13 protein-coding genes are annotated in these 13436 nt (G+C 64.8%); 3 read left to right on the top strand and 10 right to left on the bottom strand.

Annotated features, from left to right (window positions below; genetic code table 11):
* Positions 1 to 37: 37 nt before the first annotated feature.
* Positions 38 to 1180 carry an MFS transporter gene (locus RMR04_RS14405; protein WP_311915278.1) on the top strand — a complete coding sequence of 381 codons (1143 nt, stop codon included), beginning with the start codon at positions 38 to 40 and terminating at the stop codon, positions 1178 to 1180.
* A gap of 451 nt (positions 1181 to 1631) precedes the next feature.
* Positions 1632 to 2624, top strand: a complete 993-nt coding sequence (locus RMR04_RS14400; RefSeq protein WP_311915277.1) for a helix-turn-helix transcriptional regulator — start codon at positions 1632 to 1634, stop codon at positions 2622 to 2624.
* A gap of 187 nt (positions 2625 to 2811) precedes the next feature.
* On the opposite strand, the gene RMR04_RS14395 is transcribed toward RMR04_RS14400, so the two are convergent.
* From RMR04_RS14395 to RMR04_RS14355, 9 genes are all read right to left on the bottom strand, one after another.
* On the bottom strand, positions 2812 to 3171 hold the full coding sequence (locus RMR04_RS14395) for a type II toxin-antitoxin system PemK/MazF family toxin (protein WP_311915276.1): 360 nt from the start codon (positions 3169 to 3171) through the stop codon (positions 2812 to 2814).
* A complete protein-coding gene (locus RMR04_RS14390; RefSeq protein ID WP_311915275.1) occupies positions 3168 to 3392 on the bottom strand; it encodes an antitoxin MazE family protein in 225 nt (74 codons plus the stop codon). The genes RMR04_RS14395 and RMR04_RS14390 overlap by 4 nt, the downstream gene beginning before the upstream one ends.
* Positions 3393 to 3512: 120 nt before the next feature.
* Positions 3513 to 4763 carry an MFS transporter gene (locus RMR04_RS14385; protein ID WP_410492248.1) on the bottom strand — a complete coding sequence of 417 codons (1251 nt, stop codon included), beginning with the start codon at positions 4761 to 4763 and terminating at the stop codon, positions 3513 to 3515.
* Entirely contained in the window at positions 4760 to 5134 is a 375-nt protein-coding gene (locus tag RMR04_RS14380; protein ID WP_311915274.1) for a hypothetical protein, read from the bottom strand. The genes RMR04_RS14385 and RMR04_RS14380 overlap by 4 nt, the downstream gene beginning before the upstream one ends.
* A 6-nt stretch (positions 5135 to 5140) precedes the next feature.
* Positions 5141 to 7366, bottom strand: a complete 2226-nt coding sequence (locus tag RMR04_RS14375) for a TonB-dependent receptor (protein WP_311915273.1) — start codon at positions 7364 to 7366, stop codon at positions 5141 to 5143.
* 710 nt (positions 7367 to 8076) lie between these two features.
* The gene (locus tag RMR04_RS14370; RefSeq protein ID WP_311915272.1) at positions 8077 to 9483 is read right to left on the bottom strand and encodes a M48 family metalloprotease; all 1407 of its coding nucleotides are present in this window, start codon (positions 9481 to 9483) and stop codon (positions 8077 to 8079) included.
* Positions 9484 to 9605: 122 nt separating this feature from the next.
* Entirely contained in the window at positions 9606 to 10151 is a 546-nt protein-coding gene (locus RMR04_RS14365; protein ID WP_311915271.1) for a LemA family protein, read from the bottom strand.
* A gap of 256 nt (positions 10152 to 10407) precedes the next feature.
* A complete protein-coding gene (locus tag RMR04_RS14360; protein ID WP_311915270.1) occupies positions 10408 to 10782 on the bottom strand; it encodes a VOC family protein in 375 nt (124 codons plus the stop codon).
* Positions 10783 to 11124: 342 nt separating this feature from the next.
* Positions 11125 to 11889, bottom strand: a complete 765-nt coding sequence (locus RMR04_RS14355) for a TetR/AcrR family transcriptional regulator (protein WP_311915269.1) — start codon at positions 11887 to 11889, stop codon at positions 11125 to 11127.
* A 35-nt stretch (positions 11890 to 11924) separates the two neighbouring features.
* Between RMR04_RS14355 and RMR04_RS14350 the strand changes: the two genes are divergently transcribed.
* A complete protein-coding gene (locus RMR04_RS14350) occupies positions 11925 to 12560 on the top strand; it encodes an isochorismatase family protein (protein WP_311915268.1) in 636 nt (211 codons plus the stop codon).
* Between the two features lie 63 nt (positions 12561 to 12623).
* Here RMR04_RS14350 and RMR04_RS14345 read toward each other — a convergent pair whose 3' ends face one another.
* Positions 12624 to 13430, bottom strand: coding sequence for an MBL fold metallo-hydrolase (locus RMR04_RS14345; RefSeq protein ID WP_311915267.1), 807 nt, complete (start codon positions 13428 to 13430; stop codon positions 12624 to 12626).
* Positions 13431 to 13436: the final 6 nt, after the last annotated feature.

Raw genomic sequence — 13436 nt, 5'->3', positions numbered from 1 at the left:
TGTGATGGCCGCCAGAGATGTGAATCGACTCTCGCTCATGGCGGCGACCGTCGGCTTCGGCCAGTCGGCGCTGCTGGCGCTGGTGCCGATCATCTCGGTGGCGACGGGGCTTGATGCGCCGGCGATCGGTGCGATCGGTTTTCTCGGTGCGCTGGCCTTCCTCGCCGCCGCGCCGGCCTGGGGCTATCGCGAAGGCGGGCTGCGCAGTCGCTTCCGGCTGCTGGCCTGGCTGATGGTCGGGGCGCAGCTCGTGTTCCTGGGCGTGCTGAGCGCCGGGTCGATGCCCGCCATGCTCGCCTTCGCGCTGCTGGCCGGTTCGCGCATCGTCTACAGCGCCGCGGCTGCAGGCGTGATGCCGCAGGCGCAGGCCGCGGTCGTGCGGATGAGCGGCCCGGAGAAGCGCCATGCCGCTCTGGCGCGATTGAGCGCCGGGCTGTCCGTCGGCCGTGTCCTCGGCCCGCTCGTCGCCTTGCCCGGTGCGGCGGGCCTGCTGCCGGCGCTCGCGGTCATGACGGTCATGCCACTCGCCTTGCTGGCCGGCCCGGACATCGCGCCCGCCGAGCGGCAGGAGGAGCAGCAAGTGGAGCGGGCTCCCCGTCGCTGGGATGTGGCACGCGCGATCTCGCCCTTGCTGGGGGTCGGCTTCGCCCTGACGCTCGGCCTCGGCCAGATTCAGATCACGCTCGGCCTCTTCCTGCAGGCGCGCTTCGGATTGGACGCCCATGCCGCCGCCCGCTGGAGCGGCGTGACCTTCACGCTGGTCGCCGTGGCGATGATCGTGGTGCAGCTTGCTCTGGTGCCGCGCCTCAGGGGCGGGCTCGTGGGCAGCCTGCGCATCGGCCTGATCGTCTTCGCTCTCGGCAGCGCCGCAGCAGGATTCGCCCCTTCGCTGATCCTCGTCATGCTCGGCGCCATGATTGCCGGCGGCGGCATTGCGCTTGCGACGCCCTCCTATACGGCCTGGCTCGTCGGCCGGATCGCGCCGCGGGAGCAGGCCGCTGCCGCGGGCTGGCTCGCCAGCGTGCATGTGCTGGGGCAGGGCGCGGGCGCGCTGAGCGGTGGGCTCGCCTTCGCGCTCTCGCCGCTCGCGCCCTTTCTCATCTGCGCGGGGCTCGGAGCGGCAATCGCTCTGGCGCTCGCATATATCGAACCGCCGCGCGATCATCGCGAGGCCTCATAAGTTCGCGCGCCGGCGGCGGCCTCCGCTTCGCTGGAACGGGCCAGAGCATTGCGCGAAAAAGTGGGTCCCGGTTTTTCGCGTGAGCAATGCTCTAAACTTTTAGAATCGATCGCGTTTTTCGCATTCGGACGATTCCGTCCGAATGCGACGTGATCGAATGCAAAAAGACAATGATGAATTGCTGTGGAAGGCATATCGCGTCCAAATTTCTCTTAATGCAGCGGAAACTTCGGCCGTTACGCGGATTAGTCTTAGATATTCGGGTATTTATACTTTTACGTATTCGCTAGTTTTAAATTAGAATAAACAGGAAATGGCTGCATATTTGACTTCTGCGGCTTTCGTAACAATTGAATTCTGTAGCTTTTGTTTGCATGCTGGTGGACATGATTTCTTGGACTGGTGCGAAATGCCTAGCGGACTGAAACGCAGTGCTCAGGAGGCGGCTCCCGTGTCCGGGCGAGGGCAGCGCTCTTCCGTGGTCGAGGAGCCTGGCCCGCTCTGGCTGCTCTCCAGCGAGATGCCCCAATCCGAGATCGACCTTCATCTCGGGGCGAGGGCGGAGCGGCGTTTCGTTTTCGATGGGGCGAGCCCGGCTCCGTTCGGCGCCAGGGCCATGCTGCGGCTGGAGCCCGATATCGGCCTGATGTCGCTGTTCGCGCCGAGTGCGGCGGTTTCATTGCCCATGCGAGATCTGGGCGCAGAGGGCGAAGCTTTACTGCTGCGCCCGGCCGATGGCGCGCTGATCGTGACCTGCGGCGCACGCCGGGCCGTGGTCGGCGGCCGCGAGGCCATTCTCCTGTTAGCGCCTGCTCAGGCGACGCTGCTGCCGATGCAGATCTCGCGTCTCGATTGCCTGACCATCCCGGCCGGTGCGGTCAGCGAGCGGGCGCGCCTCCTGGCGCAAGAGCTGCGCGTCTTCGGGGCCGGCGACGACGCCTTGCAGATGCTCGGCAACTATGGCGCGGCGTTGCTGCGCGGGATGATACCGATCAGGACGCCGGAGCTGCACGAACTCGCCAGGCATTTCATGGTCGATCTCGTCAACATCATGTCGCCGGAGAGCCTGCCGAGCCGCGAGCCTCGGCATCGCCCCGACGAGCGGATGAACGCGATCAAATCCGATATCGAGGCGAGGCTCGAGGACCGCAGGCTGACCGCGCGCGAGATCGCCGACCGGCACGGTATCAGCTTGCGCTATCTCCAGAAGCTGTTCGAGGACGAACGAACGACCTTCTCGGAATTCGTGCTGCAGCGCAGGCTGGACAGGGCCTTGCGCCTTCTGCAGTCGGCCGGCTCCTGGGAGACCAGCATCACCGAGATCGCTTTCGGCGTCGGCTTCGGCGATCTCTCCTATTTCAACCGCACCTTCCGGCGCCGCTTCGGCGCCGCGCCACGCGACGTCAGGGCAAACCAGCGCGCCATCGTTGCGTTGCAGGATTAGGACATCGCCCCGGAGCGTTGCGTTTCATTGCGGGCGCGGCGAAGCAGTCCGACTTTTCGGATTATCGGATCGGAAGAGCCTCGTTCCGGCGTTTCCCGCGATGCCTTGCTTTCCCAGGCATGGGGGAGGGTCGAGGCGACCAGTCCAGGTTTTTGGAGCGGGTCGATCGAGCTCGCGACAGCGGAGCTCAAGCCAATCCTGTCTTTCCGGCCTTTGGCGCCGCGGCCATGCCGAGAAAAACCAACATCGCCTGATTGAGCCGGACGATGTCTTCGTCATCGAGACGTCCGATGCGCTCTCCGACTTTGGACTTGGGCACGGTGGTGATCTTGTCCACCATCAGGCGGCACGCTGATCGTAGCCCATTGCGGTCGCTCGGCTCAACGGAAAGCCGGAACAGCGGCGCTTCGGTCGGATCCGTGGTGAAGGCGCAAATCGTCACGGAGTCAGTTGCGTCGAAGCTGTCTTCTTGAACGATGACGACCGGGCGCGGTTTGCTTGCATAGTCCTTGCCACCGGAAACGGTCCAGATGTCTCCACGCCTCATTCATCGTCCCAACCTGACAGGGCATCGATGAAGCTCTGGTCCTCGCTTGCCTGCAAGCTTCGGGCGACAGCCAGCGACTGACGGTGAGCGTGCTCTCGGAAGGATGGAGCGCGCACATCGGGCACCCATATCTGGATGGGGCGCATGCCTTGGGCGCGCAGCCGCTGGCGGTGCTGCATCACCTTGATCCGTGAGCTTCTCGGCTTGGATGCTGCTGTCATCGTCGGCTCTCATGTGGTTACATGTAACCTAGCATGCGCAGGGCCGGGCGACCAGCCCTCGGGGCCGGGGAAGCATCCGGTTAACATCATGTTCGGCCCGACGCACAGGGCTTCTATTGCTCAGGCGCCAGCGTTTTTCGACTGCCGCCACAGCATTAGCATGCGCAGCGTGGCCAGGACGGCGATGGCCGACAGCGCGGTCGCAATCCCGAAGAGCCAGCCATAGCCGAGCCCATCGGCGAGCTTGCCGGCGAGCATCGAGCCAACGAGATAGACGAGCAGCTGTGCGCAGGCGAGGATCGTGAAATCCGTGCCGGGCTGGTCGGAGGTCGTCACCGCCATGAACAGCGAATAGAGCGCGACGATCTCCATATAGCGGATCAGCGTCTGGAAGCCGGCCGCGCCGAACAGGGGCCAGGAGCCGGTGACAGCGCCGATCGCATGAAAGGTGAAGAGAAGGAAGCACAGCGTCCTCATGCCGCCGAGCAGGCCGAGCACGAAGGACAGGCCGCGTCGCTTGACCAGCCAGGCGGCGATGAAGGAGCCCGCGAGACCCGCCGTCGTCGCCGAAAGGCCGGAGAGATAGCCGATCTGGTCGAGCGGGATGCCGGCATCGACCAGATAGGAGCCTTCCATCGCCTTCACCAGGCCTTCGCTCGCCCGGTAGATCAGCGCGATCCAGAGGATCTGGCGGGCCTCGGGACGGCGCAGGAAGGCGCGCAAGGAGGGTTTCTGCAGCGCCGGCGCAGCAGCGTCGCTCTCGCGCATCAGCGCAGCGGCCGCCAGCGGCAGCAGCGACACGGCCGCGATGACGAGAAGCATGCCGGTCCAGCCGATGCGGTGATAGAGCACGAGGCCGAGCGTGCCGCCGATGACGACGCCGAAGGCGATCGCGCCGCCCTGGATCGCATTGCCCATCGGCCGGTCGGCCTCCGGCAGGTATTTCGCGGCATAGCCGTCCGTGGCGATGTCCTGCGTCGAGACCAGCAGTGAGGCGATGAAGCCGACCGCGACGATGCCGACGATGTTCGTGGGGCCGATCGGGATCAAAGCGAGGATGGCAAGGATCGTCGCGCTCTGCGTGATCAGCACCCAACCGGCCCGGTGCGCCCGCGCGAAGGGCCTGACGCGATCGACCCAGGGCGCCCAGAACAGCTTGATGACGAGCGGCAGGAGCAGGATGCTCATATAGCCGATCGCAGTTCGCGACACGCCGGCTTCGCGCAGGATCGGCGGGATCGCCGCGACGAAGAGATAGGACGGGATCGACTGGGCGAGATAGAGCCCAGCGAGAACGCCGAACAGGCGGTAGCGGCCCATGGGCTCGGGCCCATCCAGGCCGGTGGCGCTCGCCGGAGAGGTCGCGGTCACGGCACGGCCGCCAGATACCGGAGCAGGAAGGCCCGGCCGGCCTCCTCCTCGCGCTCCGCGATGATCGGGAAGGGCCAGAGCCGCCGGAAGGTCTCTGCCGTCTTCTCGTCCGCGTCAGGCCGGATGATGGCGCAGGCCTGGCAGAACTGGCTCATGCGTGCCTTCGTCGCCTTGAACCAAAGTGCCTGCTCGCGCTCGCCAGCCTGCGAAAGCGCCCGCCTGCCGCCGAAGATGGTCAGCAGGACATAGGGCTCAGCGCGCTCGCCGATCCGGCCGATCGCGTCGAGATAAGCGCGCTCGTCGCTGTCGAGATAGGGCGGCAGATAGCGTAGCGTCACGATCGCGTCGGCGCCGATGTCGAGGCTGACCATGGCGCGTCAGAAGGTTTTACGGAAGCCGACCGTCACGGTGCGGCCCCAGGCATAGTTGGCGAGGTTGCGCACCGAGGTCGCCGTCGGGTTCTGATAGGCCCGGTCGAACAGGTTGTTCACCGCGACATAGGCCTCGCCCTCCCAGACCGGCGCGGTGAAGGCAGCGTTCATCGTCACGGCGCCCTTCAGCTTGTAGCGGGTGCCCGTGAGGTCGATGGCGACGTCGCGGTCCGAGAAGCCTTCGCCCTCGAGGCGCAGCTGCATGCCGTTCACGAAGCGATAGCTGCCATAGAGCATGCCGCGCCAGGGCGAGCCGATGCGGTTGTTGGGCAGATAGCTGTCGAGCTTGCCATCCTTGTTCGTGTCGTAGCGGCCCTCGCGATAGGACACGACCGAGCCCATGGTGAACTGCTCGGTGAAGGCATAATCCGCCGTCGCCTCCGCGCCCCAGATGCGCTCCTTCTGCTGCGAGAGCGTGTTGGTGGTGGCATCGAAGGTCACGCCGTCGTCCGAGGTGCTGATATAGCCGGTCAGCGATCCCTTGAAGGCGCCGTAGCTGCCGCGCATCCCGAGCTCGTAATTGTTGACGATCTGCGCCTCGGGCGCGATCGAGGCAAAGCTGATCGAGCGGCGGCTGGCCGGCAGGCAGTTGATGTTGGCCAGTGTGCAGGCATAGGCGGTCGAGAGACCGGCGCGCCGGGTGAAGGCGCCGACATCGGGCAGCGCGAAGCCCTGCGACCAGCCGCCGAAGACTTCGCTCGTGTCCGACAGCTTGACCGTCGCGCCGAGATTGCCGGTCAGCGCTGAATAGTCGAAGTTGCCGCCCGTCACATTGAGGGCGGGCAGGACGAAGCTCTGATAGCCGAGCGCATTGTTCGCGGCCACGGCCGCATAGGCCGCCGGGCGGACATAGTCGCTGACCGAAAGCGCGAAATGCTCGTAACGCAAACCGCCGCGCAGCACGATCCGCTCCCCGATCGGAATCTGCAACTGGCCGAAGCCCGCGGTGGTCGTCTGCTTCAAGGGCGTAAAGACGTCCTGGCCGCTGGTCAGAGTCTGCCAGGTGCGGTCCTGAATCACGTCGCCGCCCCAGGTCAGCTTTGCGCCGGGCAGGAGCCGGTCGAGCGAGGTGTCGATCGTGACGTTGACGCCGCCGCGCTGGGAGTAGAGCGTCGTCTGGTTGTCCGGGCTCGTCGGCGAGAGCGGGTTGAAGGAGTAGTAGACCTGCGTGTTGTAAGGGTATGCGAAGGTGGAATAATTGAAGCGCTTCTTGATGTCGTTGTAGTAGCCGAGCACGCTCAGGCTGCCGAGCGCGAAATCCTTGTCGGTGTAGCGCAGCGAGAGTGACTTGGTGTCCTCGATGACGTTCTGGCCGGGATAAAGCCGCGTCCGGTCGGGCCGCGCGTAGGGAGCGGCGTAGTTCGTCAGATATTTCGGATCCTGATCGAAGGCGATCAGCGAGCCGTTGATCTCGATGCGCTTGCTCGTGTCGAAATCATAGCCGAGCTTGGCCAGCAGGTTGCCGGCCTTGTAGCGATCGCCGCCGCCCTGGCCGAGCAGGCCGTCCGAGGGCAATTCACGGCCGGCGCCGTCATAGGTGCGGCCGGCGCCGCGTCCGCTGGCCGTGACCAGGTAGTCGAAGCCGTTGGGAACCTTGCCGGAGACCGTGACCGAGGCCTCCGGAGCGAGCGAGCGGCCGATATTCTGCGTGAAGGCGCGCATCGCGGTGTTGACCGTGACGGTCGGCTTGCCCTCCGCCGCCTTCTTGGTGATGAAATTGACCGTGCCGCCGGTCGCGCCGGCGCCGTAGAGGCTCGAAGCACCGGCCACGACCTCGATGCGCTCGACCGAGTTGAGATCGATCATCGACAGGATGCGCGAGACGTCGCGCAGCGGCGTGGTCATCGGCACGCCGTCGACCAGCACGAGCAGGTCGCGTCCGCGATAGTTTTCCGAGGCGCTGGACACAGTCTGCGTGGACATCGAATAGCCCGGCACCAGCTTGCCGAGGGCGGCGGCGGCGCTCGGGCTGAACTTGAGCTGCTCCTCGATCTGGGCCCGATCCAGGACCTGGATCGATTGCGGTGTCTCCGCGGTGCTGCGCTCGGTGCGCGCCGCCGTGACGGTGATCGTGTCGAGATTGATGACGGGGCTCGGATTAGCCTGGCCGAAGGCGGTGGTGGCCGCTGACAGGGCGGCGAGGCTTACTGTGAACGAAAGGAGCTTTGTCATCGTGGTGCCCGTCAATCTCTTCTAGAAAGCCGCTGGGAGCGGAAAGCAAAGTCGGAGTCATTCTCCGGGTGGAGGTTTTGTCTTCAGTTTTGAATTAAAATAAACTAGCTCTAATCTTCTTCTGTTTCCGCATTTCTGTCATATTCCCTAACGGCTCTCTATGGTGTCCGCAGGTGATAGACTTGGACTTGAGCGAATACCGAATGGGACAGAAGCGAACAGACACGCCGGCGGCGATCGATGTGTCCTCGCTGCAACGCGGCCACGCCGTGCCGTAACGGCCCGTGCGCCATATCGGCTCGTTTCGCCGGAGGAGGGGGCCGGACGGCGGCCGCTTCCCCAAGGCTATGAGAACGCGGCGCAGGCGGTGGCATGGGCGAAGGTCGCATCCAGCCCGCTGACGAGCCTGTCCGCCCTGATGATCAGAGCAGGTCTGGCCGCTTCGAGGCGCCCAGAGCATCCACGCGAAGACGCGTGACGGGCTCTCTTATCTGCCCTGCGCAGTTTCTGCCGCCGACCGGCGTTGCTAGCGGCAAACGCTTGTAACGATGAGGAGGCGCAATCCGCAAAAGCGAATTGGGCATGCTAATCAATGGCTTTGAGAAAACTGGCACATGCTGGCAAATCGATCTCGTCAGGCTGCTTGCCGAACGCCCGATAACCCGGCCTGCTGCCTCCGATCGGGCGTGATGCAGCGATGCGGTGCTTAACTAGACCAGCCAAAGGACCAGGCCGAGGCCCGCCGCCAGGCCCATGGTCATGACGAGCGCCGTCAGATAGCCGATCATCACGAACAGGGCCAGGAACAGCGGCACGAGCAGCAGCGCCAGAAAAATTCCGATCAGCGCCAGCACCGGGTGAGCGGAGAAGCCAGCCTTCAGGCCAGCCCAGTCGAAGCCGGCATCGGCATGCCGGACGCTCGCGCCCATGGCGCTCAACCGCTCCACCCGCTGCGCGGGGGACGGGGCGAGCGCCAGCGTCATGCTGCGCCGGTCGGCGGCGGAGCGGCGGGCCGCCGTCGGCGCGCCGATGAACAGATATTCGTGCGCCTCGGCGCCGGGCGGCGGATCAACGGCGCCGATCTTTTCGAGCGCGCGGGCGAAGGCCTCCGGGTGGCGGGCCAGCTTCACCGTCCGCGCGTCGGTCCAGTAGCATCGGTTGCGCCACAGCATCGCCATGGGGGGCCCCAGGAAGAAGGCGGTCCAAAGGAACAGCACCAGCTTGAACAGGAGCGAGACCAGCAAGGGCAGGAGCCACGGAACCATCGCAACCTGTGCGACCTTGCTCAGCAGCGGTGACAGCTTGGCCAGCCTGGCATCGATGTCCTCGAAGTGGGGCAGGGTGTCGGCCTGCAGCCCTTCTTCCAGTCCTTCACCGACCCGGCTCAGGGCCTCGGCACCGGGGCGCGGCGAGATGGCGACGAGCGCCAATGCACCCAAGGTGCGCCAGGCAGACCAGCGCAGGGGCAGGTCGAGCAGAGTGAGGCAGAAGCCGAAGGTCTGGAACACTGCCGCGATGCCGGCTGCTGCCCGCAGATCGCCGGCCCCGATCGCCGAGATCAGGCGGGCGACCACCGCCTCGGTTTCGCTGCGGTCCAGCCGATCGAGAAGGCCGCGCGTGACCAGGATCACGCCGTCCTTGTGCGAGCGCCCCAGCGCCGCGGCATTGACCAGGGGAGAGTCGATCAGGAACAATCGAGGCGCAGGCGCGCCTGCGCCGATCGCCACTTCCTCGACGATGTTGCTGAGCTGACGCTCATCGAGGTCGTCGAGATTGGCGGGCCGGGCTTTCAGGCGGGCGATCAGATCCTTGCCTCCCGCGCGCAGGAACAGGCCGCGCAGCCACAGCCAGACCAGGCCGCCGGCGATCAGGGACGGGATGGCGAGGGGCGCCAGTCGGGCCATGGGCCCAACCAGGAGGTCGATGTCGCGCAAGCCATGGATCTTGTCGAGGGAGGCCAGCACCTGTTCGAAATGGGCCATGTGGCCGGAGGCGAAGCCATGGATGGCCGCAGCGCCGGCACAGGCGTTTGCCGCCATGAGACCGAGCCTGGCGGCCAGGTGCAGGAGGCCGCCGAGGATCAGCAGGACGAGAGGGGATACGATGGCGCTGAGCACGAGCCCCACGCCGCCGGCGACCAGGATGCAGATCGCCGAGACCAGCCAAGCCCCGCGCCGGCGGCGCGACAGTTCGTCGTAGAAGGTGACCCGCCGGGTCCGTGTCGGCTCCGCGACATCGCTCACAGGCGGACGGCAACGGGCGCGCGGGACGCCTCGTCGGTCTCGAACATCGCCTGGGGCGCAAAACCCAGGCGGCCCGCGAACAGCATGTCCGGCAGGCTGCCAATGGCGGTGTTGTAGCTCATCACGCAATCATTGAAGTGCTGGCGGGCAAAGGCGATCCGGTTTTCGCTCGAGGCGAGATCCTCTTGCAGCAACTGCACGTTGTCGCTGGCCTTGAGCTGCGGATAGGCCTCGGCCAGACTCATCATCCGGGAGAGCGCACCGCCCAGCCGGCCCTCGGCTGCGGCGCGGACGGCGACATCGTCACCCGCCGACTGCGCCTGGCCGCGCGCCGCGACCACCGCGTCCAGGACACTGCGCTCATGAGCCATATAGCTTTTGACGCTTTCGACCAGGTTGGGGATCAGGTCGTGGCGGCGGCGCAGCTGAACGTCGATTTGCGCCCAGGCGGCGCGGACCTGCATCCGCAGGCGCACCAGTCGGTTGAAAGCGAACACCCCCCACAGCAGGACGAGAGCGGCCACGCCCAGAACGATCCACACGCTTCAGTCCCTCGTGGCGGACGGCAGGTCCGTCGCGCGAGGGTAAGGCTGCGATCCGTCGCAAACAATCCCATCCGGCTGGATCGATTTGATCTTGCTGACCATCTTGCGTGGCGCTTGGTGCGTCCACTGCGGGGAGGTCCGCTTCCTGACGGGCCGATTGACCCGAAAGGAGAGGCCGAGACTGGTCCGTCCGCTTGCCAGCGGATTTCCCCAAAAAGCGGGATGATCTCCGGAGGGGCTGTTGCCGGTTGTGTTACTTCGTCGGCTGAGAGCGCGCGGTGAGCTTGTTTCCGTCCGGATCGCGAAGGTAGGCAACGAAGGCTCCGCTCGGGCGCTCGCTGGGTGGGCTCTCGATCGCCGTCCCACCATGCGTGGTGCCGGCCTTATGCCACGCGAGAACATGGTCACGGCTCGCAGCGGCGATACCGATAGTCCCACCATTGGCCGCGGTCGCTGGATTGCCGTCGATCGGCTTCGTGATCATCAGCCGACCGCCCTTGTGGGCATAGATCAGCCTGCCTCTGGCATCCATCTCGCCAGGCTCGCCTCCTAACGCGGCGAATGTGGCGTCGTAGAAATCTCTAGCCCGCTCCAGGTCGTTGCTGCCGATCATGACGTGAGTGAACATGCTTTTATCTCCAAAGAGGGCCTGTGCGAGATAATCGAACGCGGAGACGAAAGGCGAATGTCAATCGGCCCGCCATGCCCGATGCGAGCACCTCAGCGCGGCAAAGCTCCCGTTCGCTCATCTCCGTTCAGCCCATGTCAGACTCCCGCCACGTCCTTCCGGGGGAGTGTGACATTCCTAGTTTGCCACGGTGAGACTTTCTAACTTTGGGCCTGCAGATATGATTCGCATAAGACATATTATGGAACTTAAATTGATCCCGAGCCCTGGCCGGCTCAGCCTCGATTGCAGCAGGATTTTCTCTTGGTAGCACCGATTTGCCAAGGGCTTGCCGAATGTCTCTCACCTGCTTTCTTTGATGACCGGCCTGGCGAACATGATGTCTCCCGCTGCGCCGTCGATGATGTGCGGCAGCACGGCTTTCCAGGATTCGATCATCTCACGGTAGTAGCCGGGCTCCGGGCGCAGCACGGTCTGCACGCCCATGCCGCGCATCAGGCAGACGGTCAGATTGAGGATGATGCGCGCCTGGCGCGGCGCCCGACGCTGCGGATCGCAGAATGCCAGCCAGATCTCGTCCAACGCATCATGGAAGCGCTTCACCACCGGGATCATGCGCTCGCGCAGGCTTGTGTCGTTGCGTGCCTCGGTGATCATCTCCAGCGACAGATAGAAGAAGCGGCCCGAGAACAGCCGCCACAGGAATTCGACGAAATCGCCGAGCGAGACCTTGCCGTCCTGCAATTCACCGGCGACCGCCTTGATCTGCCGGGTGCCGTCCTCGAGCAAGGCCTCCATCGCAGCAAGCACGATATCGGCCCGCATCGGGAAATGATGCAGCAGCGCACCGCGCGAGACGCTGGCGCGCACGGCGATCTCCTGCGTGGTCGCGGCGTGGTAGCCAACCTCGAAAATCTCGTCGAGTGTGGCCTGGATCAGCCTTTCCCGCGTCAGGACGCTGCGTATTTGCTGTTGTCTCGCCGATTTCGCCATGACGCCATCCGACTGTGATAACCCGCCACGCAGTATGCGCCGGGTGACAGGATAGCGGCTTTCTTTAAAAAAACAATCTTGCTTGCTTTTATAAAGAGAGGAAGGATGGCGCAAGGCCCACCCGTCCTATCCTATGAAGGAGCCAGATGATGTCGGACGACTATGCAAATCGCAGCTATGGCGAGATTCCCGTCGGCTTCGGCAAGAAGCCAGGCATCGTCGTCGTCGATTTCCAGCTCGGCTTCACCGACCCGCAACACCCGCTCGGCGGGGCGCCTCTGGTGATGCGGGCGCTCGAGAACACCGAGCGGCTGCTTAAGGTGGCGCGGCGCTACAATGTGCCCGTCGCAGTCTGCAACACGGCCTATCTGAACGAGCGCGAGATGCCATATTGGAAGATCACGGCAGTGCGCGAAACCTTCCGCCATGACCACCCCAGTGTCGCGCTCGATCCACGGATCCATGATCCGGCCTACGATCTCACAGTGTGCAAAAAGGGTCCGTCGATCTTCTTCAACACCGGTGTCAGCGACTATTTCACCAAGGAGCGCGTCGACACGGTCATCATCACCGGCTGCAACACCAGCGGCTGCATCCGCGCGAGCTCGATCGACAGCTTCAGCTATCGCTATCGCACCATCGTGCCGGAAGATTGCGTCGGCGATATCGAGGAACAGCCGCACAAGGACAATCTGCGCGATCTCGGACGCCGCTATGTCGACGTATCGGACCTCGCAACCGTGCTGGCGCAGGTCGAGGACTGGCACAGGCAGAATGCCGACTAGGTGTCATTCTCGGGATTGTCGGATCCAGAGCCTCCACTTCGCTCGAAAACGCTATAAGGCGCCCTACCCGGCCTTCGACGTGATCGTCATGCCGTCGAAGGCCACCTCGATCCCCACCGGCAAGCGCCGGGACAGCGCCGCATAGTCGAGATCGCTATGCAGATTGGTCAGGATCGTGCGGCGCGGCTTGAGTTCGGCGATTGCCGCCAGCGACTGCGCCAGGTTGAAATGGCTCGGATGCGGCGTCTCGCGCAGGCAATCGAGGATCAGGATGTCGAGACCGGTCATCGCGGCCTTGGCCTGCGCCGGCAGGAAGCTGACATCCGGGAGATAGGCCAGGTCGCCGAAACGGAAGCCGAGCGATTCATAGCCTGGACCATGCTCGACGGCGAAAGGCAGCGCCTCGATGGGCTCCCCGGCTCCCGCGATCGTCAAGGGAGTGCCGGTCCGCAGTGGCCGCAGGTCCAGGATCGGCGGATAGGAACTGCCGTGTGGCGTCTCGAAGATATAGCCGAAGCGGACGGCAAGCGTCGCGGATGTGCGCTCATCGGCGTAGACCGACACCCTGCGGCGCATATGCATGACCAGCGCCCGCATATCGTCGATGCCATGAGTGTGGTCGGCATGGTCATGCGTGACCAAGACCGCATCGAGATGCATCACGCCGGCGTCGATCAATTGCTCGCGCAGGTCGGGCGAGGTGTCGACGATCAGGCTGGTCGTTCCGTTCAGGCCGGCGCTTTCGACCAGGATCGAGCAGCGCCGCCGCCGGTTCTTCGGCTCAGCGGGATCACAGGCCCCCCAGCCGGAGCCGGGGCGCGGCACGCCGCCAGACGAGCCGCAGCCGAGGATGGTGACCGTCAGCGCCATGCGAAA

It is taken from the genome of Bosea sp. 685 (genome assembly GCF_031884435.1).
In the GTDB taxonomy this organism is placed as follows: Bacteria; Pseudomonadota; Alphaproteobacteria; order Rhizobiales; family Beijerinckiaceae; genus Allobosea.
This window is presented reverse-complemented; position numbering and strand designations above follow the sequence as displayed.

Coding starts and splice junctions, on each gene's coding strand:
- RMR04_RS14405 (WP_311915278.1), top strand. CDS start 38: ATGGCGGCGACCGTCGGCTTCGGCCAGTCGGCGCTGCTGGCGCTGGTG.
- RMR04_RS14395 (WP_311915276.1), bottom strand. CDS start 3,171: ATGAGGCGTGGAGACATCTGGACCGTTTCCGGTGGCAAGGACTATGCA.
- RMR04_RS14390 (WP_311915275.1), bottom strand. CDS start 3,392: ATGACAGCAGCATCCAAGCCGAGAAGCTCACGGATCAAGGTGATGCAG.
- RMR04_RS14380 (WP_311915274.1), bottom strand. CDS start 5,134: ATGGTCAGCCTCGACATCGGCGCCGACGCGATCGTGACGCTACGCTAT.
- RMR04_RS14375 (WP_311915273.1), bottom strand. CDS start 7,366: ATGACAAAGCTCCTTTCGTTCACAGTAAGCCTCGCCGCCCTGTCAGCG.
- RMR04_RS14360 (WP_311915270.1), bottom strand. CDS start 10,782: ATGTTCACTCACGTCATGATCGGCAGCAACGACCTGGAGCGGGCTAGA.
- RMR04_RS14350 (WP_311915268.1), top strand. CDS start 11,925: ATGTCGGACGACTATGCAAATCGCAGCTATGGCGAGATTCCCGTCGGC.
- RMR04_RS14345 (WP_311915267.1), bottom strand. CDS start 13,430: ATGGCGCTGACGGTCACCATCCTCGGCTGCGGCTCGTCTGGCGGCGTG.